Below are 22,191 nucleotides of genomic sequence, written 5' to 3' on the forward strand. Positions count from 1 at the left end.
AAAAAACGTAAACCTCCTTGTTGGACGAAAATGAAGGGAGTTATCACTCCCTTGTAAAACCATGTACAGTAGGATGAGCCCCAATTCATGTGCCGTCGCATTAGTCTCTAAATCAGAGACTAACATTCGTAGAGATAATATTTGCATTACCACAGAATAGATCAGTTTTAGGGTGAAATCTTAAAAAAAAAGAGCTTTTGAATTTGTTACTTCATCAAAACTATGTCCTTTAGTATCCAAAAAAGCCTTGAGAGGTGCAGTAAGTTGCTCGAATGTATTCATAAATATAGCAGTTTTGTCGCTACTAAATTATGATTTTTTTGGGCAATGCACCTCTTTTCAATATTCTTGCCGCTCACTAATGTTTATTAAATTATGTTTCTATTCATATTTTGATGCGTTTGCCCTGAACTTTAACCAGTTTATTGACAGGTTCTGATGCTCTCTGCCTGATTAGGATCAGTGGCAGTGGCTTCCTGTACTGTATCTTCTTTGTAAAGTGCTATGCGATCTATCGCATACCCTTTAGACCGCCCGGAAACCTCTATGGTGTAGTCGCCAGCTACCAAAAAAGTAGCATAAACTGCGTAAGCATTATGATCGTTGGTATACGAACGCCAGCTCCATTGGTTGGTCTGATTCATATATACTTTAAACCAGCCCTCCTTTCCAGCACCTTCCGGATTAGGGGTTTTGCCCGACCCTCTTGGATAAAGTTTGTGGTTGTCTTTCATAGCAAAAAAATCGCTGGCATTTGCCATACGCAACCAGGCATCGTTCGCCTCAGTATGGTCTGTTCCTTCATTGATGCGGGAACGCCACTGCACACGGTAAGTACCTGGAGTGTTCACCCGTATTTTATAAGTAATCAGCCCCTTGCCAGGAGTGCTGTACTCGCTTTTGCCATGCCATTGTGTATAACCTTTGCCCGTAAAGTCGGTCGATGAGGTTTCCAACTGCCAGCCCTCGCCTAGTGGCATGCTTTCGCTTTCGATAATGAGTAGCCCGTTTTTTTCTTCAAAAATAAACTTTGTACTGTCTTGACAGGGAGCACCCAAACCATTGTTTCCTTCTCCGTTATTGGTAGTATTGTCAGGGTTTACATCTTCTTTTTTCTTGCAGGCTCCTAGGCTCAGTAACATTGCCAGCAACAAGATGCCCCAACTCCAGTAAATGCTTTGTGTTTTGTTAGTCATAAATGAATCTTTTGACTGATCTTTCGCACCTTTATTTAAAAACTTGTTTTAGGTTAAAAACGACAAATTATAGTTTTGCAATATTATATCGAATTTTTACGTGTTTATGTCAATTTTTTAGCCACCCTTGTCAAGCAGTATGTACTAAAAAGTAATTTAGCAAAATAAAATATTACGTTTAAAAAAAACACTATTTTGTAAAAAAGGATGCGAAAGATCAGTTTGATGGTTACGAAAATTTTTATCTTAATTTCAAAGCAGACAAGTTTCCTTATACACCTGCCTGCTTGATTCAGATAAATATTAGTCTTTGATGACTCTCAGGACTTTGATTTTTTTTCCTTGTGTGATTTTCAATAGGTATAAACCAGACTTAAGAGTAGAGGTGTTGAAATACACTTGTGAGCGTTTATGAACTTCTACTTTTCTGTGTATTCCTCCTCTTAGCGATATAAGTTCTATGTGGGTAGTACCCGTTATCCAGGCAGCAGGCAACTCTACCTTTAGCTGGTTACTAAACGGATTAGGTTGTACTATGGCATTTTCGTCTGTCACTGCATCAGTAATTCTCACCGCCAGGTCATCTCTAGCTATCAAAGCCACCCAGTCTTTAGAGATATTGTTGGGAGGGTTGCCAATAGATACCGAACCTCCTGCACTTAGCGAAGTGACAGAACCATTCTGCAAACCACCACCATTTCGGGGGTCATACCACTGCACTTTGTAGGTGCCTGTTGCACCACTCAAGTTCAAGGTAGCAGCACCTCCATTAGGACGAAAAACCACATATACTTCCCCTGTTTTGGCAAAAACATAGTCGCTACCATCAGCCGTCAGTCCATTGTCGTTTTTCATTTGGGTAAGGTAGGGCTGCAGGTAAGTATTAAAGAAGTTGAGTGCCATTTTAGCATCCTGCCATTTGGTAGCACGGGTGCGGTGATCCTGACAATACAAGTCGCCGTAGCCTGTTTGGTAGCCATAATAATACTCTACACCAGCACCACCCGCCATGAGGGTTCCCCAAAGTACTTTCTTGCGCACATCATCACGGTTGTCTTCGTTTATTTTACTGTTGTTGCCATCTGGGGTTTGTCCGTTTATCTGGTCATAGCCAGCATCCAGCCCTATGCCCAGACGATAGTCTCCCTGTTCATCGTTGGCAACGATCCATTTCTTGCCTGCCTGCACCGACTTTTCTACCCATTCGTTCACTTCACTGTGCACATTGTTGATATTGACCTGCAAAGAGGCACCTGTAAGCTCCGACTGGTTACCCAGCAAAGGCCCATACAGGCTGTTTTCTTCGCCCACCCAGTTGTGAATCACAATGTTATGATGATAGGGGTCAAGGGTATGGATGTACTGGATAATGTCTTTAGTTACCTGAGTACCGTTGTTAATCTCCCGCCAGATGCGGTTTTCTTCGCCCAGATTCCAGTTGAGCGCCAGGTGGTGCCCAAAACGAGCAATCAGCTCCCGGTAATAGAGCTTACGCTCTCTACCCAGGTATCCTCCATCCATTAACCAATCATTTTCTTCTTCCTGGCTTTTAAAGTGCAGGTACATGCCTTTTTTGTCGCCATACTCCATGATTTTCTCCCATTGGGCAAGTTTCGACACATCAAAACGATCGTGGTATACATCGTTCCAGTTACTGGGATTACTTGTTTTTGATAAGTGAGGAAATATATTATCATCGTCTCCATCCAGGCTAAATGTAAGGAAAGAAAACACGTTCATTCCCTGATCTGCCAGGTATTTTATTGCCCCTAGCAACTCAGACCCTTTGCCATTTTGCCAGGTATAATCACCAGCATCATTGGTATCATAATCCTGCTGGTGGTAGACCCAGCTCTTTCTTAGCCCCTTGTTGTTAGGCGTGGCGTCAAAATCTTCGTAGGCAAAAGTATTCTCTACTGCATCTGCTCCTGCTTTGATAAAATACTCTCCTGTTTCGCTAAACTGCAGGTAGTGTTCCCCCACATACTTTAGCCTGCCTTTGCCTCTAAAGTCACGCCCAGTTTTATCCGTATTGGTGATATTAAAGTTTCCAGTAGCCCCATCAAAATACCCTGCAGAAGCTCCCACATTAGGGTCTGTACTAATGGCGATGTCAGTTCCTTTTCGGAAAGAAGCCGTATACGACCAAGTTCCAGTAGCATCAGGAGTAAAATGTGCTTTCCAAATATTGCCCGATATCGCCGAAGTATTAGCAGCGTCACCATCTACAGCGTAAAACCCTGGTACTGTATACGACTTGGCTCCATTGGTAAAAGTTACATTCAAACGATAATTGGCAAAAGGGTTGTCGCTAGCACCTTCCGATGTGACAGGTCCTTTGAACGAAAGCGTTACCTTGTGCCATTTTTTGAGCTCGCCTGTGATCTCCAGTACACCTCCCCAATCGGTATTCACTACCACTTCATTGGCAAAGTCAGACACTCCTTTGTTATTAAAAGCACGTACTCGATACTTGCGGGCAACGGTGTTGCCAAAACTATTGTCTGTCCACGATACAGCGTTTACTCCCAGCGTGGTCAATACACTCCAGGCAGGGTTTTGCGAAGAAACATTATCGGTATATTGTATTTCGAAACCCATTTCATAAGCCGCGTTATCGTTCCAAGCAAGACTCACAACTCCCGGCGAAGTAATTTGCGCCGAAAGCCCAGAAGGAGCCACTGGAGGTGAGTCAATCGTGAGCGCATTAGATACAGTGTAAACCGACTCTCCCTCGCTGTTTTTTGCCTTAAGGCGGTACTGTCGTATTACCTGATTGCCAGGGTTACTGTATGTCCAGCTTGTTGCATTTACTCCCAGTGTATGCAACAAGCTCCAGGAAGTGCCCCCATTGATGGTTGTTTCCAGCACAAAGTTCTCTTCATTATTAGAGTTATCGTTCCAGGTGAGCGATACTGTTCCAGAAGAATTGAGTGCTGCCACCAGCTGAGAAGGTGCCGCAGGTGGATTTACCTGTATTTGATTGACAAAGGTAACAGTCAATTCAAAGGCTATTCCCTGAATACCACTGCCATTACCTCCCGAAAAAGGAATAGCCTTTAGAGTAACAGGGCTATTCAACGGTGGATTCCATGGGTAATAGTCTCCACTGTCATCGCCATTCAAAGCATAAGGGGCTACATTTTCGGTACGAAAAAGGCTTCCATTCAAATAAAACCTCACGCTTCCTACACTATAAGGAGAAGTGTTGGCGCGCACATTTAGCTGATTGCCTGGCAAGCTTGCCAGGTTAATTATCTGAGCATTGCTGAGCTCATATAAATCATTGTTATTGTTGGCATTGACGAGGGTCATACTCATAACAGATTGCTGTGCGTAACTCAACGCAGCAGGTATACATAGAAAGAATACCCACAGCAGGCGTACTGTTTTCTGTGCCAGTAATAGCTTATGTTTCATAATAAAAATTGTGGTTAAGTAATAAAAATTGAAGCCAAGAGGACTTCATAGTATAAAAGTCTGTTGATTTTGTCAGTAATTGATTTGTTGACTGATCACCTATTGGGTATGATTCTGCCAAATGCAGGTTGAGCAATGCCTGTTGTCACTAATAAGTCGCAGCAAACATAGAGTTTTGGTCAAGGAAGGGCAAAAAATACAATGGACATAAAATAGCACCTGTGGGCAGTTTTGAAGTAAGAAATAATGCTTTATATAGCAATAATTTTATTTTGACAAAGTTTACCACATATGCAATAAAATAAAGTAACCAAGAGTAAATAAAATCTAAGTCACTCAAAGTCAAGTCTATATAGTTTTATTTCCTTCTGTCATATTCTGGTACAGGGCTTTTTCATGAATTTTCAATGTTAGCAACATTGAATTATTTTCGAAACAATGGTATTTAACGAAGTAAGTAATAATTTAGGTTGATGAACAAAAACAATAAGCTTGTCGTCTGCTTTATTACCTGATACAATCACAGAACTTAAGGGCATTGATAATGGATCAACAGTGGCAACCATTACCTTAAGTTGGGGCAAATCTGCCCGGTGTTGTTTCGAATAGCCCCGTTTAAAGTTCGCACCTTGATCACGAAAGCTCTGAACAATCAAGGCATCCAGGCGAACAACCTCTTTTGATGGTGTTAGATCATAAATATCCAACATCTCTTTATTATGATCTGCTTCAAACTTATCCCATTTAGATTCATCACTAAAACGATCCATCAGGCTACCTAAACGATCATCTGTAAAATCCTTTTGAGTCAAATTTGCTGCGTTTAGGCTATGACGCAAAGTAAATAATCGTTCTCCTGCCCAAGATTCTACATGATTTAGTCTATGATCGCCAAGTGATAACACATAAGTTAAAAAACCAACGGCTAATTTGCCGCCATCAAGACCTGTCCAGTTTCAGTTTCCATGATCTGGAAAATAACGGTTCAGGTACTGACTCGGGTTGCTCGCTTCTAAGTTTGCAACCAATAAGGGAATATCATCTACTCGTTCTGTGATCATACAGCGAGTTTAGGGAGCAATTAAAAAATAGGATACCTGTTCTTTGCTAGCTATTTTATTCTGAGACGCGGCACTTTTTAAAGTCATAGCAGAGCTACTAATACGAGTTCATCCGCCACCCTCTATCATCTCAGTATTCGCCTTGTAGGATCGCTACTTGTACTTTCCCTTAATGATCATAGAGGGCTTCCCCTGTTCCATAACTAAGCCTAAATAAGAGTCACGCCAACTTAATGACGGTTGTCACATAGACACTTGACAGGGTACACTCTATGCTTCTATCCCAAACTTCATCGGACAAATTTGGTTTTGACAACAAGTAGTTGTTCTCGACACTTCTTCATTGGTTCACTTGCGTTCATCTCTCTTATTCACACCTGACTCCGTACCAGCGGAGCCTTTTCTCTTCAATACCAAAACATTACTGTCATAGCACCGTAGAGTGGTTTAAAGGCTATTCCTGTAAATCGCCTTTGGTGGGTCTACCACCATCTTAGTTATAGCATACAAAGCTTGTTATGCTTTGTTTCAGGGCACACCTGAGGCTACAGCTTTGCTGTGCCGAGTTTATAAATCCCCCGAAACAAGTTCGGGGTTGTGAACCGAACTTGTTTCGGGGCTCTGCCAAAGGCTAAAAGTAACAAAGTCTCAGGGCAAAAGAGCAGCTACAAAATGGGTAGGTTATTTCTTGTTTGCTCCCTTAAGTGTTTTCTTTTTTCCAACCTAGAAATCAGTGAAACGTAAGTTTTTATCACTCACTAATGAAATACTCAAACTACCAGGGCACCTCTTCGTCGAGGTGAATAAATTTGCCAGTAAAATTGGTATGTTCTGCCAACGATAAATTGACCAATGTCTTAGCACCTGATACTACATCCATAGGTGCCGCATCGGTGCCCAAGTCGGTTTTTACCCAACCAGGGTGCGCCGAGTTTACCTTAATATTTGTGTCTTTTAATAAGGCTACCAAATGCACGGTAAAAGAGTTTAAGGCCGTTTTGGAAGCATTGTAGGCAAATGGTTTGACACCATACCAACCCGATTCGGCGTCGTTTTGTACATTGACCGACCCCAAAATACTCGACACATTGGTAATATACCCCTGTTTGCTTTTTCTAATCAAGGGTAACAGCTTTTGGGTCAGGGCTACCAACCCAAAGAAATTTACTTCAAAAGTTTGCCTCAGGGCTTCTAAAGAAACCGTTTCAGTAGTGTTCTCTCCCCAGCTTTCTTCACTGTGAATAATTCCGGCATTGTTTACCAATATATCCAACTGTCCGTATTTTTCATCAATGTATTTTTTTGCTTCATCAAAACTCTCTGGTTGGGTTATATCCAACTTCAAAAACTCTACATCCAAACCTTCAGACTTTAGCTGCTCACTTGCTTGTTTTCCGCGTTGGTCGCTGCGGCTTCCCATAATTACTGTGATGCCCTTTTTTGCCAGTTGACGGCTTGCTTCAAAACCTATACCTTTGTTAGCGCCTGTAATAAATGCTACTTTTTTCATTTTTCTTTTTAACTTTTCTAAATACTTTAAAATCTACCTTGCTGGAAACTCATATTTCTTTTGGAGATTATACCAGCATTTTATTTTTGTTAATAAGTAAACACTTAAGGCTGCAACCATTGCTTATCAACTAAATCTGAGACAAAATTACGGCGTTCATGATTTAAAATGAAATAAGATGTTTTAGCTTTGTTATCAATAAAATTATATCACAGTGATGGTAAGTTTAGAATGGTACCGTACATTTAAGGCAGTTTACAAGCATAAAAACTACTCAAGAGCTGCCAAAGAGTTGTTTATGAGCCAACCAGCAGTAAGCAACCAAATAAGTATGCTTGAGGCTGCCGTGGGGCACAAGCTGTTTTATAGAAAGTCGAAAGGGGTAGAACCTACCGAAAACGCTAAGTTTTTGAATAACCTCATTATTGATGCGTTGGATAAATTAGAAGCAGTAGAGGCATTTTATAACAAGCGAGCAGCAAAAGAAAGTCAGTTTTTTTCTTTGGGTATGAGCCCCCACGCATACCATGCATTGTTTTCGGGTAAACTGCCTGCCATAGGGCAACATATTTCATTTCAATTTGAGGAATCCAGCCAAGTGTTGTTTGACCTGGTCAACGAAAGAAAACTCGACTATGCCATTATAGATAAGGAAGTGAATACATTTGACACGTTGACTGCACCCATATTTCAAACCTCTATGTGTGTGGTAGCCCACCCTCATGTAGACTTGCAACCAGTTGCTCAGTCCATTGCCCAGCACGACTTTACAGAGATAGAGGCCTGGCTGGAAAACCAGGTTTGGTTCTCACATTCGGCTACCAACCATTATATCAAACTTTTTTGGTTGCACTGTTTCAACAAACAACGCCCACGCATTTTCACCAATTATACCATTCCCAATAGTTTTTTGATGTTGAATGAGTTGTGTAAAACCCCTGGTGTAGCCATTGCCTTACAACACGAGGTTAACCATTTTGTGGAGGCATCCAGGCTCCAACAGGTTTGGGCACCCGAAAACGCCCCAGAGGTTCGTTACTTTTTGATTGCCCATAAAAAAAAGCAGGCTCATTTTGACTCAATACTCACCGGGCTGACCCAATAATTGATTGATTTGTGGCGCAATGATGTGGTATGGTTAGCCAAACTCAACAAGCAATAAATATCTAAGTATCAATCTTTTAACAATAAATTCCACAAAAAAAGGCAGCACTTTAATGGCGCTGCCTTTTTTATAATTGTTTTGTTTGACAAACTTAAAGCTTGCCGCTTTACTACTTAAGGTGTTGGTTCAAATAATTGACGTATACCCCGTATAGCAAGAAATAACTGGTACCACTATAGGCTACACCGTGTGCACCTGGTGGGTAAATTCTCATATCTACATCTTGCCCTTTGTCAATCAATGCTTTCATTAATTGGAAGGTATTCTGCACGTGCACGTTTTCGTCCATCGTAGAGTGCGAAAGCAACATTCTGCCTTTGTATTTTTTGGCATATTTCATTACCGAGCTATTGATGTAACCTTGCTCATTGTCACCCAATAAACCCATATAACGCTCCGTGTAGATGCTATCGTACAAGCGCCAGTCTGTTACAGGGGCAGTTACTATAGCTACTTTAAATACTTCGGGGTAGTTAAGCTGGGTAAAGCTTGCCATATAACCTCCGTAGCTGTGCCCACGAATTGCCATGCGGTTGCCATCTACCCACGATTTGGTAGCCATAAACTTGGCGGCTTCAGCAAAGTCTTTGGCCTCGTTGTGTCCCAGATTTTTATATACTACTTTCTCAAATTTGCTCCCATAACCTCCGCTTCCACGGTTGTTTACACTTATCACTACGTAGCCTTCCTGGGCAAGGTATTGTTGCCAGCCATTGGTCGCAAATTGGTTGTATACCGACTGAGAACCAGGCCCTCCGTAAATGTCTACCACCAAAGGGTATTTTTTGTTTTTGTTGAAACCCTGCGGCTTAATCACAAAAATATCAATCATTTGCCCGTCAGAGGCTTTAAAACTCATCAGTTCTTGTTTAAAGTAGCCCGAAGCAGTTTTCTTTTTCACTCTTTTGTTGGTTTCCAAAGACTTTATTTTCTTGCCCTTGGTACTCCACAGTTCTACTTGTGTAGGGGTGTCTACGTTTGAGTAGCGATCTATGTAATACTGACTGTTAGGCGAAAAATTGATAAAATGACGCCCAGCAGTTTTGGTCAATTGTTTTTTGCGTTTACTATTAAAACTGATGCTGTAAAGATGGCGCTCAAGAGGCGATTTTTCGGTAGAGGCATAATATATTTTCTTGCGCTTGCTGTCTACATTATACACATTGGTTACTTCCCAATTGCCCTTGGTTACCTGGTTGAGCAGCTTGCCATTGTAGTTGTAACGATAAATGTGGCTCCAACCATCGCGGTCAGAAATCCAGAAAAACTCTTTGCTATCTTCAGGAAAAAAGAACAAATGATTGATGCCAGCAAAAAAGTCAAATACATCTATCCATGCTTTACTTTTCTCTTCCATAATTTTTTTACCCTTGCCAGTTTTGGTATTATGAAAAAACAGCTGAAGGTGGGTTTGGGCACGGTTCAAATGCACTACGGCAAGTTGCCCTGGTACCGAGGTCCAATATAAACGAGGCACATAACCATCGCCTAAAGCTACATTCATCCACTGGCGGCTCTTTTGGGCAAGGTCTACCACTCCAATTTTTACTATAGGGTTTTTATCGCCTACTTGAGGGTATTTTATTTTTACCCATTCTTTGTGGGTTTTGCTATAGTCGGTCATCTGAAAAACAGGCACTTCGCGTTCGTCGGTTTGCCAAAAAGCAATCTGCTTGCTATCGGGCGACCAAACCCAGGCTTGCGCCAAACCAAATTCTTCTTCGTAAGCCCAGCCATAACGCCCGTTATACAAGAAGTTTTTCTCGTTGCCATCATTGGTTAGTTGAGTTTCTTTTTTAGTGGCAAAGTCATACACAAACAAGTCTCCTTTGCGCTCATAGCCTACTTTTTTGCCATTGGGCGATAATTGGGCAGTTTGGGCATCTTTAGCTACCAACTTCAGGGTTTTGTCTTGGATAGAATAAAAGTAATAATCAGCAATTCCAGAACGACGCCATACTGGACGGAAATTGCTCTTAAACAATAAGTATTTAGAATCTTGAGAAAACTCAAACGAGCTATAACGAAATGGTTGATCGGTGCCTGGAAATTTCATTGTTTTGGCATCAAACACCAACGATTCTTTGTTGGTTTTGGGGCTAAATGCTTTGATCACCCCACGACTTTCTATATAAGAAAAAGTCTCCCCATTGTTGATCCAGTTTACACTACGAGGACCATTAGACCCGCTCAAACCAGCCCTAAGTGCCTGGCGCAGATTGTTGTATTTTTTTTGGCTCCTGCCAGGCAGTGCCAACAGGCACAACAGGGCTAACAGCATTGTATTCTTTGATATTTGGGCAATTGTTCTACTCATATCTTTAAAATCAATTGAATGGTTGTATTCTGATTTGTAAAAGTAAAAAAAGTATGTGGATTGTTCACAAAACTGGCTGTGTATAACTTTTTGGGTGTTGTGTAGTTTTATATTTAATTTTGCCACAGCTCCAGATACATGGAGTTGATTTTTTTTTCACAAAAAAGTGTGATTTAAAGTAATTCAAATGATCTTGACTGAAGACAATAAATTGAAAAAATTGGTAATTGTAGGCGATCGGGTGTTGATTCGCCCAAAAAGCCCTGCTGATAAAACCAAGAGCGGGCTTTATTTGCCCCCTGGAGTGCAGGAAAAGGAAAAAACACAAAGTGGGTATGTGATCAAAGTAGGTCCGGGCTACCCTATTCCGCTACCCACAAACCAACAAGATGAACCCTGGAAAGAAAACAATGAAAAAGCACAATATGTACCTTTACAGGTGAAAGAAGGCGACTTGGCTATTTTTCTGCTCAATGGGTCACACGAGGTACAATACGAAGGTGAGAAGTACTACATTGTACCCCAAAACTCTATACTGATGCTTGAGCGAGACGAAGAACTGTTTGATTAAACTTCTTGATACTTTATTTTTAAAACAGCCTTCTTGACACTTGTCAGGGAGGTTGTTTTAATTGCTTGTTTCCCTTTATCAATGTAGTCAATCCTTTTGTACCAATAAATGCATAACGATATATCGCCACAAATACGATATATCGCACAAAAAACCTCGCTAATACCCTCTTCTATCTTGAATCAACTACTTTTTTTAAAGAAATAACCACCTAATTATCAGCATTTTACAATTTATTTTCCACGAAATAATATTTTTGGTATTTGGTTTGAATAAACACTCATCAAAGATATTTAATAAGCTTTGTGGTTAGGAAAAAAAAACGAGATGGTGTTGCCATCTCGTTTTTTGCTTTAGAATACTTTGTTTTATTACAATAAGTACATTGATGATGAATAAATAGCTTAAATGTACCTAAGTTGTTGCTAACTATTACCTCCTCAATACCTTCATTTCTACCCTCACTACACCATCTCTTACCATTCCGATACGCTCGGCAGCCGCACGCGATAGGTCAATAGAACGGGTAGAAGTACGCGGCAGGCGGTCGTTGATCACAACCAATACTTTACGGTTATTTTTAAGGTTACGTACTTCAATCTTGGTGTTAAAAGGCAAAGTTTTGTGCGCGGCAGTCAAAGCATACTTATTGTATGTTTGCCCGCTGGCAGTTCTACGCCCGTGAAACTTATCATGGTAATAAGAGGCTTTACCGTTCAATACTGAAGCTACATTGCTATTACTGCTGCTACCGCTGCCAGTAGATGAGCTCCCCCCGCTGGTAGACGAACCACCTCCTCCAGTAGTGCTGCTTCCTCCGGTACGGGTACCCGACGAACCCCCAGAAGTACGAGTGGCAATTAATAAAGTATCACAGGCAGTTAATAATGATATGACAAATACACCTACTAATAATGTTTTAAATTGATTCATTTTTGTTATTATTTTTCAAAAAATTGAAATGATACGATAGTGAATAGCTGTAGTTGTGTTCGTCTGGAGACAACTAAAAGATGTAGTTTTTTTACAAACCCTGTTTTTTTGTATACCAAAAAAGCAAAAATAAGATGTTAAGCACAATAGTGCGAGCGTATTTGAGGGGGTAGATGTAAGGTTTTATGCGAACTTATGTCAGATACCAGCAAACCAACCAGGTTATTTGCCTTTTTTATTTCTTATGGTTGTTTTGGTTGTTGGCAATTAGCTTCTCCATTTCTATTACTGAATGTTTGTATTCGGTAATATCCATTGCATAATTTACAACTTTACAGGGGGCTCCGGTAGCATCCGGAATGGGATGGTAGCTTCCTTTAAACCACAACTTATTGCCTTCGTTGTCTACCCTTAGAAAATCGCCGGATTTATCTTCACCAGCCAATATTCCTTGCCAAAAATCTTTGTATTTCTTTGTCTTCTTTTCGGTATCGCTCACAAATATTTTATGGTGTTTGCCCAACACCTCCCCTTTTTCGTAATGCATCAGTTCCAAAAAGCGATCATTGACATTGATGACCATTCCGTTTAAGTCATACTCCACCATGAGGTTGGTTTGGTTAAAAGCCTTGAGCATGCCTTGAAAGTCAAGCGTTACGTGTTTGAGTTCACTAATATCATTTACCAATACCAAAATTTTGTAGATAGTGCCATAAGAGTTTTTTGCTGGCGTATAGGTAACGTTTGCCCATACCTCTTTGTGGTCTTTGGTAATGAGCCTTATTTCTCCCTCTTGTGCCAATCCGTTCGCAAGTTTATCCCAAAGGGCTAGATATTCGTCAGTTTTGGCAAATTTGGGCTCTACCAACATTCTAAAGTTTTTACCAATCAATTCATCTACTTTAAAGTTTACCAAGTCGGCAAAAATGGCATTGGCTTTCATAAAAGTAGCGCTTAGGTCGAGTTCAGCCGTGGCAAGGGTATGGTCTATAGCTTCCAGGGCAGCTTCCATCTCCATGCTGTTGCGTTTCATATCTTCTTGTACTGCTGTGATTTCCTCCATATTCTGGCGAATTTCTTCTTCCTGAGTTCGCAACTCTTCGGCTTGCTGTAAAGCCTCAGCTTCCAGTTGTTTGGCTTCGGTTACATCCTGGGCAAAATGTACAATCTTATACGCCTTGCCTTTGAGGTCAAATATGGGGTTATAACTCCCTCTAAACCAACGAATGCTACCATCTTTGCACACCTTCTCAAACACCCCGGTTTTAAACCGTCCGTGCACCATTTCCATCCAAAACGCCGTAAAGTCTGCACTGTGCTTTTCTTCTTCTTTTACAAATAATTTATGGTCTTTGCCCAACGCCTCTTCTTCGGTATAGCCTAAGGCTTCCAAATATATATCATTAATGCTCAATATTTTACCCTCTATATCCAGCTCCATTACTCCATTCGACTTGCGAATAGCCTTTAATTGTCCTTCTACATCCAAACTCTCCTGTTTTTGGGAGGTAATGTCGCGTGCCAGCATAATCACTTTGTAAGGTTTGCGTTTTGCTGTAAAGGCCAAAGTAAAGGTAGCTTGCCACCATATTTCTTTGCCCGACTTAGAAATACGTCTAAACTCGCCCGAACGCTCCCCGTCGCGCTTCAGGCTTTTCCAAAATCCCTGATACTCATCGCCTTCAGCTTCTTCAGGGTCTACCAGTATTTGGTCGTGCTGTCCGTCAAGCTCCTCCAGAGTATATCCCATAGTGTTGAGGTATTGATGATTGGCTTTTTTGAAAAACCCTCTTAAGTCATACTCTACTGTTGCCAGCGTGCGGTCAATTGCATTGAGATGTGCAGCCATATCCGCCTCTTTCTGACGCATTTCTTCTTGCACCTCATTTAGTTTTTCTACATTTTCGGTCAGCTCTTTCTCCTTTACCTGAATGGATTCTAATTGTTCGGCAGTTTTTGCCTGAAGCTCACGATGGTACGTAATGTCTTGAGTAAACTCTACGATTTTGTAAGGTTGCCCGCTCAGGTCTAGTATAGGGTTAAAGCTTCCTCTTGTCCAGATAATTTTACCCGATTTAGTCTTGCGTCGTACTGCATCTGCCTGGTAGTTTCCCCGGCGTAAGTCTGCCCAAAAAGCGTGTAGATCAGGGCTGTTGTGGTCTTCTTCAGGAATAAAAACGGTGTGTGGCTTTTCGTGTACTTCGCCCAAGTCATACTCTACCAGTTTTAAAAAGTCTTCATTGGCATACATTATCCTCCCCTGCATATCATACTCTACCACCATGTTCGACTTATAAATAGCTGCCAGTTGCCCCTCAAAGTCAAGCGCCATTTTCTTTTGCGCGGTAATATTGGTGGCCAGGGCTATAATTTTATAAATGCCCCCTGCAGCATCTTTTACTGGTGTGTAAGTAGCGTTAAACCAAATTTCTTTGCCAGTGCTGGTCACATATTTATACTCTCCTGACTGGCTTTCACCTTTTTTAAGCGCCGCCCAAAACTCTTTGTATTCGGTAGTTTGACTGTAGTCTGGGTCTACCAGTATTTTATGGGGTTGCCTTGCCAAGCCATCGTGGGTATACTCCATAGAGTCCAGAAAAATGTTATTAGCAGTATTTACATACCCTTCGCTGTCAAACTCTATAGTAGAAAGCGTGCTATTGATGGCATCGAGTTGGCCGGTAAGCTCAATCTCTTTGCTCTCCATTTGCTCTTTGGTAGCGTGGAGTTCTTCCATACTCTGGCGAATTTCTTCTTCGGAGGTGCGTAATTGCTGTACCAATTTTTTGGTATGTTCGTTTACTTTTACGCTGGCTATAGTAGAAGCAATGCTTTCAGCTAGTTTTTCTATCAATCCTATCTGATACTTTTCATAAGTCTCAAAAGAAGCTATTTCTATTACCCCATGAATCTGGTCGTTCACCTTCATTGGCACCACCAACACACTACGGGGGTTGGCTTCGCCCAGGCCTGAGGTAATCTGCACGTATTCGTCAGGTACATCGGTCATATAAATGGTGCGTTTTTCACGCACAGCCTCTCCCGTTACTCCTTCTCCTATTTCAATCCTTTTGGTATGGTATTTTTTGGTTTGAAAAGCGTAGGCAGACAAAAGCTCCAGATATACATCGTCTTTGTTTTCATCATTGAGCACAAACAGTCCTCCTTGATTGGCACCCACATAGTCAACCAGACTTGATATGATATTATAGGCAAGTTCTGCTACATTGTCGTTGTTAGAACGTAAAATCTCCCCAAACTTTGCCAGCCCTTCGGTAGTCCAGTTACGTTTTTTGTCTTCTATAGCTACTTGGCGTAAGTTGTTGCGCATGCCCAGCAAGGCGTTGCCTAGTTCGTCGTTTTCGCTTAGGGGCTTAAAATCTACCTCAAGGTTACCCTTGCCTATCTCAGAAGCAAAGTGGGAGGTTTTCTTCAAGCCTTCGATCAAGTCGTTGATAGTTGCCTGTATTTTAATATCATCATATTGGTCGTCCAACTTGGTGTCAGGCAATACCCCTTGCGACAAATCTCCAATTACTTCTTTTACTTTAACCACTGGCTTTTTAAGGGTTTTATTATAGAAAAACAGTACCCCTACAAAAAACAGAATGACCAACAATACAATGAATATAATTTCTACCTCAATGAGGTTGAGCCCCTGGCGTGCTTTGCTTTTGGGTAGTTCTACCATGAGGTGCCAGTCAAGCGCTTTAATATTGAGATAGTCGCTGGCGGTGGTTACTTCTCTTTTGTCGTCATCAAACTCTATAGCTCCCTTGGTGTCCAGGGTAGCTCTGGCAGCATTAGACACTAAACGCTTTTCTAATAAAAGGCTATATTCTTCGGGCAACGAGGTAGCTCTAAGTTTGTAGTCTTGCCCTATGATAAATATGCGAGGTTGAATGGCAGTGGTGTTATGCACCATTTTTTCTTCAAGAATGGCATTAATGGGTTTGGCCGATACCCTAATGATAATGACGCCTAAACGTACCCCATTGTCATCAAAAACTGGCGAAGATGCAAAGCCCATCGGTAACTTGTTGCCCACCAGTTTATAATTGCTAAAATCGGTCAATGAAGTGGTATTTTTTCCATCGTTAAAAGCCTTGTTGATCATTTGGTTACGGTAAGCTCCTTTGGCTATATTGGTACCAAAATCTTCTTGCTGCCTTACCGAAAAAACTACATCTCCCCGATTATTGACCAAATAAATATCTTCATAACTACGTGCCCCCAACAATGCTTCGAGCTTAAGGCGATAAAGTGAATCTACCTTGCGGTACCCTTGGCTGTTGACACCTCCTTGAGAAAATGCCTGACTAAATTTGCGAAGACTGAAAGTGACAATATCAAGGTTGGAGTATACCCTGGCATCTTTGTGCAGTTGTTGATAAAATTGCTCTATTTGTTGCTTTTTTGCGTTACGAATAGCCTGTAAAACGACAAGGCTGTTTTTCTTTTGGCTGGTTTCCAGATAGGCAATAAAAAAGTAGGTAATCCCAGACAAAAGAAGGACACCTATGGTAGTGGAAATAATTCTAAGTCTTTGAGCAGCAGTAAGTTTTGGTATTAGCTTCATATAAATGCTCAGGAGTTATAATTTTAAAAAAATTTGACAGCAACCGAATTTATTCAAGCGTAATTTATGCCAAACCTTGGTTGAATAGCACATTTGTTTCTAAATATAATATAAATGTTGGGTTCTACAGAATTTATAGGTAGATTTTCAGCTACTTTTGGTAAAATATAGCAGATTACAATTCGGTGTTATTCTACTTAAAACCTGAGTAAATCCTCATTTTCATCAAATTATTCGTATTTTCAGCCCTTATAAAATAATTACCCAAAAAGCATTGAGTTCAACTCACTGATCATCAATGCTTTAAGTTATCAAGGTTAGTCACTCATAGATATTAGCATATATTCAATGGAAAACACTGTAGCAAACCAACAGGACGAAACATTAACAGCAAAATTTAACGAACTTGCCCGTAAGAATGCCGAAGCATTGTTAGGTGGTGGAGAGAAACGCATAGAGTCGCAGCACAAAAAAGGTAAATTGACCGCTCGTGAGCGTGTTGAGCTTTTTTTAGATGAAGGTTCTTTCGAAGAAATCGGGAAATTTGTCATGCACCGCTGTAAAGACTTTGGCTTGGGCGATGAGTATTACCTGGGCGACGGAGTAGTAACTGGATATGGCACCGTTCATGGGCGTTTGGTGTATGTGTTTTCACAAGACTTCACTGTATTTGGCGGCTCTTTATCAGAAACTTACGCTGAGAAAATATGCAAAATTATGGACTTGGCGATGGAAAATGGAGCACCTGTAATAGGACTCAACGACTCAGGTGGAGCACGTATTCAGGAGGGGGTTATTTCGCTTGCCGGATATGCTGATATTTTTTACCGTAACACACTTGCCTCAGGGGTAGTTCCTCAGATTTCGGCAGTAATGGGACCTTGTGCAGGTGGAGCCGTATACTCGCCAGCCATTACCGATTTTATTATGATGGTAGAAAATACCTCTTATATGTTTGTAACTGGTCCTAAAGTAGTAAAAACGGTTACCAATGAAGAGGTAACCTCTGAAGAATTGGGCGGTGCCAGCACCCATAGTACCAAAAGTGGGGTCACGCATTTCTCTTGCGCCAATGAAGTAGCTTGTATCAACAACCTTAAACAGTTGTTGAGTTACATTCCTCAAAACTGCGAAGAAACTCCTCCATTGTTACCTTACGAAAGCAATGGAGATGAATTACGTAGTAAACTGAATGAGGTGATTCCTGCCAACCCTAACCAACCTTATGACATGCGTGAGGTAATAGAAGAGTTGGTAGACTCGGACAGTTTTTTGGAAGTGCATAAAGATTTTGCTGAAAATATTGTGGTAGGTTTTGCCCGTTTGGGTGGACGCAGCATTGGTATTGTGGGCAACCAACCCGCAGTGCTTGCCGGGGTACTGGACATCAACGCCAGCACTAAAGCAGGTCGTTTTGTGCGGTTCTGCGATTCATTTAATATTCCTTTGCTGGTATTGGAAGATGTACCAGGTTTCTTGCCAGGTACCGACCAGGAATGGAACGGTATCATTACCAACGGTGCCAAGCTATTGTATGCTTTCTGTGAGGCTACTGTACCACGTATTACAGTGATCACCCGCAAGGCGTATGGTGGAGCTTATGATGTAATGAACTCTAAGCACATTGGGGCAGACATGAACTATGCCTGGCCTACTGCCGAAATTGCAGTAATGGGCGCTAAAGGTGCCGCTGAGATTATTTTTAAACGTGAAATAGCTGAAGCTGCTGACCCGGAAGCCAAACTACAGGAAAAAGTAGATGAGTATACCCGCAAATTTGCTACTCCTTACCGTGCGGCCCACCGTGGGTATGTCGATGAAGTAATTATGCCAGAGCAAACCCGCGCAAAGTTAATCAAGGCTTTCAAAATGCTTGAAAATAAAGTGGCTACTTTGCCTAAGAAAAAACACGGCAATATTCCGTTGTAAAACGTAAAAAGCTTACGCACACCATCAGTGGCTGTATAGAGTGAGACAAAATCATTGCTATACAGCCATTTTTCACATTATCTGGTGGTACAAAATATATACTCTAACTAACTCATCATCTACTGAAGGTGAATAGACTATACATTTGTTAGTTGCCTGTGAATCGAATCTGTTTTTAAATTCCGATTCATTGGTCAGGACTTGAAGCTTGTCGCTTAAAGCTTACCCCCTGTTGAAGCTTTCAACCCAACTATTAGTTATCTTTAGCCCCATCGTTTACCCAACAACGAATCTGATCTATCTCAGACTGAGATAGGGTACTGCCCCTTGGCATCGAGCCACTTACTACTTCTCTTTTAATGCTACCAGCGTTGCTCAAAATACTGGCTTTGGTTGTCAGGTTAGGGCTTCTGCCTCCAGATACATGGCACTGTGATATAGCACAATTGGTTCGTATAATAGGCTCAACATCTGTGGCAAAGCTCACATCAGAGTTCGTTCCTACGCCGGCATTTACAGTGTTGGTGCAGTCTACCGAATCTTTTACTATTACGGTATAAGTACCATCTGCCAGCCCGGCAAATACTGTGTCTGTCTGAAAGTTTTGCCCATTGATACTATAAGTCAAAGAGCCTTGCCCTCCTGAACCTTCCACCACTAATTTTCCCAGGCTCTGCCCACATTCGGTGTTTTGGGTAGACTTCACTATTATTGAGGGGCTATTGGGGCAACTTGGCCCTTGCGGTATAGCAATATCGGGTTGGCTAGGCACCACATCATCTTCTTGGTTTTGATTACTACAAGCATATAACCCTGACAATAACAAGCAAATAATTAATAAAAGGCGCTTACTCTCCATAGTTTCTTTTGTTTAATTTAATCGGTTATTTATAAACTACTTACAAGCACACGCTAAGAATTGGTTGCTTCTGGGAAGAGATTTTTATTGTATTTTTTTTGGGAAATGTCTTTTATAAAAATTTCTAAAAAAAATAGAAATAGCAAAAAAAACACCTTGTTTACCTGTAGTCAACAGTCACTTTACACCAAATAAAAAATTGAAATACCACACCTAAACCCTTCATAACCCTTTATTCATTCATTTTTACAGTATTTTAAGGATGCTACGATAGTATTTATAAAAGGTTACAAAAAAGTTACAAAAACTTGCTTTTTTTAAGAAAAAATGAGTACTTTGTAATATAATAAAGATTAGTAAGGGATATTGAAAAATTGAAGAAATTATGGACACATTCAATAAATACTCATATTCAGATAAAAGACCAAAAATTACCAGAGGTTTTCATCGTCCATTTTTTATGATGGATATTGAAAAAAAGAAAGTAATTAAAAGAAAATAATGATCAATTAATTTAACAAGTAAACACAAAAAGAGATGGCGAATATTCACCCATCTCTTTTTTTTTGCCAAGCCTTTTTCTGCACGACCATTCCTATCTCTTTTTTACTTGACAGCACAAAATATCCACCTCTGCCCATATTTAACCCTCGCTCACCGTAACCTTGAAACGCTAAAATCAGTAATAATTTTAAGGAAAATAAAAAGGTCTTACAATATATTAACTCCCATGAAAAATATTCTCACAGTCCTTGTCCTGACCGTAAAACAGGAGGGCAATCAATGCACGCCTTCCACCTTACAACAACACCACCATTACACAAAAAACCTAACAATAACCCTAAGCAAATGATGCAATTTTCAAAAAAAACACAAACCACAAAAACCTTGATAATTGATGCCAACTTTTTAACCCGAAAGGGGTTCAAAGCATTGTTTGAAGCAATGCCAGACTACGAAGTTACCAGAGAAGCAGAAGAGCTTTTACAGGTTCATTATTTACTAAAAACAAAACAACCGTATTTAATTGTTGTTCACCTAAACACTCCTAACTCAATAGATATTATCAGAACCATCAAACAAAACAATGCACAACACCAAATCATTGTTTTTGCCAATGAAGTAGAAGATCACGAGTTTAATCAACTGTTGGCAATGAATATTGATGGATTATTGATGAAGGATGGTAAAGAAAATGAATTGGTAGAATGCCTCAGAAAGCTACAACAGGGCAAAACTTTTTTAAGTAGGACATGCCAAAAAAATAGTACAGCAACACACAACAAACCTACCAATGAACTGCACTCGCTCAATAGGCTGGAAGTAAAAATATTGCAAATGATTGCTGAGAAAAAAACTACCAACGAGATAGCTTCAGTATTGTTTAAAAGCCCTAAAACGATTGAGAACAGGCGGTATCAGATGTGCCGAAAACTGAACTTAAATGGGCACAATAGTTTGTTGATATATGCCCTGGAGCATAAACAAACGTTGGTAGCTATGTATTAAGTAAAACAACAACATTCACCGACTCCATAGAGCTCCGTCTCTTGGGTCATTTTATTTTTCTCTTTTACTAATTTTTAAACTGTTTGCAACAATCAAAATGAATGTAGGTGTTGCAAACAGTTTTCCAATCACTACTTGTTGATCAATACCCCGATTAGAATAAACCAAACCTTAGCGAGTGTATAAATTCTCTGGATCAAGTTTGGAGCCTCAAGCATTTTCGACTAATTCAACACATGCAATCCTTGTTTGGTGTCATAGCTTTTTGTTCAAATGTTTCCGCTCAAAGTCTAACAACCAACGTTTGCGTTCAAGCCCTCCTCCATATCCAGTCAGTTGTCCGTTTTTACCAATTACCCGATGGCAAGGCACTATAATAGACACCCGATTGGCACCATTGGCAGTACCTACTGCTCTTACTGCCTGTACATTATCTATCCGTTTGGCTTGCTGTTGATAAGTGGCAGTTTTGCCATAAGGTACGTTTTGCAATGCACCCCATACCAATTGCTGAAAGTCGGTGCCTGGCGTATCTAAAGGCACCTCAAAAACCTGGAGCTTGCCCTCAAAGTAAGCAGCTACTTCAGTTTTTGCCTGTTCAATGTATTGGTTTTCGCCTACCATAATTTGTGCTTGCAACAAGCGTTGCAAATCTTTCAACTCGGTTTCCAACATTTTACGATCTACAAACTCCAGCAGGCATATTCCCTGGTCGGTGGCCGCCACAAACATGGGACCCAGTGGGGTAGTCAGTCGGTTGATTAAAATGACCGATTTATTTACACTTTTTTGGGGCGATTTGCCCAAAATTTTCTTGTAAGTATAACCAAACCCACTCAACGACTCATACCCGGCATCAAAGGCAGCAGCAGTAGCGGCTTTGCCACCCTTAAGTTCTTGATAGGCAGTGTTTACTCTATACATGCGCTGATACGCCTGAAAGGTCATTCCATAATTTTTATTAAACCATCGCCGCACCACTTCAGGGCTTATGCCTTGTTCACGCAGCAAAGCATCTGACACTTTTTGCTTGGGATTTTCTTTTACCAAGGCAATGGCAGTAGTTATACTGCGAACGGCATGGTTAACCGAAAATTGGAGAATTAAAAAAGGTAAGCTATTTTTAAAGTGACAAAACAATA

The 22,191-nt window shown here is 40.8% G+C and carries 13 protein-coding genes; 4 read left to right on the plus strand and 9 right to left on the minus strand.

Annotated features, from left to right (window positions below; genetic code table 11):
• Positions 1–422: 422 nt before the first annotated feature.
• The 4 genes from Q0954_RS25125 to Q0954_RS25140 form a co-directional block, all read right to left on the minus strand.
• A complete protein-coding gene (locus Q0954_RS25125; RefSeq protein WP_299461679.1) occupies positions 423–1,196 on the minus strand; it encodes a hypothetical protein in 774 nt (257 codons plus the stop codon).
• Between the two features lie 303 nt (positions 1,197–1,499).
• The gene (locus Q0954_RS25130; RefSeq protein WP_299461681.1) at positions 1,500–4,616 is read right to left on the minus strand and encodes a DUF5060 domain-containing protein; all 3,117 of its coding nucleotides are present in this window, start codon (positions 4,614–4,616) and stop codon (positions 1,500–1,502) included.
• 410 nt (positions 4,617–5,026) lie between these two features.
• On the minus strand, positions 5,027–5,521 hold the full coding sequence (locus Q0954_RS25135) for a hypothetical protein (protein ID WP_299461683.1): 495 nt from the start codon (positions 5,519–5,521) through the stop codon (positions 5,027–5,029).
• Positions 5,522–6,452: 931 nt separating this feature from the next.
• Positions 6,453–7,187, minus strand: a complete 735-nt coding sequence (locus tag Q0954_RS25140) for an SDR family oxidoreductase (protein WP_299461685.1) — start codon at positions 7,185–7,187, stop codon at positions 6,453–6,455.
• Between the two features lie 217 nt (positions 7,188–7,404).
• On the opposite strand from Q0954_RS25140, the gene Q0954_RS25145 reads away from it, so the two are divergent.
• Complete coding sequence (locus Q0954_RS25145; protein WP_299461704.1) at positions 7,405–8,292, plus strand: LysR family transcriptional regulator; 888 nt, start codon at positions 7,405–7,407, stop codon at positions 8,290–8,292.
• A 169-nt stretch (positions 8,293–8,461) separates the two neighbouring features.
• Here Q0954_RS25145 and Q0954_RS25150 read toward each other — a convergent pair whose 3' ends face one another.
• Positions 8,462–10,669: a S9 family peptidase gene (locus Q0954_RS25150; RefSeq protein ID WP_299461687.1), complete on the minus strand. Its 2,208-nt coding sequence runs from the start codon at positions 10,667–10,669 to the stop codon at positions 8,462–8,464.
• A 187-nt stretch (positions 10,670–10,856) separates the two neighbouring features.
• Here Q0954_RS25150 and Q0954_RS25155 point away from each other — a divergent pair, with 187 nt between their 5' ends.
• Positions 10,857–11,240: a co-chaperone GroES family protein gene (locus tag Q0954_RS25155; RefSeq protein WP_002697852.1), complete on the plus strand. Its 384-nt coding sequence runs from the start codon at positions 10,857–10,859 to the stop codon at positions 11,238–11,240.
• A gap of 432 nt (positions 11,241–11,672) precedes the next feature.
• Here Q0954_RS25155 and Q0954_RS25160 read toward each other — a convergent pair whose 3' ends face one another.
• Positions 11,673–12,173 (minus strand): septal ring lytic transglycosylase RlpA family protein, encoded by a 501-nt coding sequence (locus tag Q0954_RS25160; protein WP_299461692.1) that lies wholly within the window; start codon positions 12,171–12,173, stop codon positions 11,673–11,675.
• 235 nt (positions 12,174–12,408) lie between these two features.
• The gene (locus tag Q0954_RS25165) at positions 12,409–16,752 is read right to left on the minus strand and encodes a PAS domain S-box protein (RefSeq protein ID WP_299461694.1); all 4,344 of its coding nucleotides are present in this window, start codon (positions 16,750–16,752) and stop codon (positions 12,409–12,411) included.
• Positions 16,753–17,100: 348 nt separating this feature from the next.
• On the opposite strand from Q0954_RS25165, the gene Q0954_RS25170 reads away from it, so the two are divergent.
• The gene (locus Q0954_RS25170) at positions 17,101–18,681 is read left to right on the plus strand and encodes an acyl-CoA carboxylase subunit beta (protein WP_299461696.1); all 1,581 of its coding nucleotides are present in this window, start codon (positions 17,101–17,103) and stop codon (positions 18,679–18,681) included.
• A gap of 253 nt (positions 18,682–18,934) precedes the next feature.
• On the opposite strand, the gene Q0954_RS25175 is transcribed toward Q0954_RS25170, so the two are convergent.
• Positions 18,935–19,540 carry a hypothetical protein gene (locus Q0954_RS25175; protein WP_299461698.1) on the minus strand — a complete coding sequence of 202 codons (606 nt, stop codon included), beginning with the start codon at positions 19,538–19,540 and terminating at the stop codon, positions 18,935–18,937.
• Positions 19,541–20,389: 849 nt separating this feature from the next.
• Between Q0954_RS25175 and Q0954_RS25180 the strand changes: the two genes are divergently transcribed.
• A complete protein-coding gene (locus Q0954_RS25180; protein ID WP_299461700.1) occupies positions 20,390–21,049 on the plus strand; it encodes a response regulator transcription factor in 660 nt (219 codons plus the stop codon).
• Positions 21,050–21,304: 255 nt separating this feature from the next.
• Here Q0954_RS25180 and Q0954_RS25185 read toward each other — a convergent pair.
• On the minus strand, positions 21,305–22,191 hold an 887-nt coding region (locus tag Q0954_RS25185; RefSeq protein WP_299461702.1), incomplete at its 5' end, for a methylated-DNA--[protein]-cysteine S-methyltransferase.

This window comes from uncultured Microscilla sp. (genome assembly GCF_947493425.1).
GTDB lineage: Bacteria > Bacteroidota > Bacteroidia > Cytophagales > Microscillaceae > Microscilla.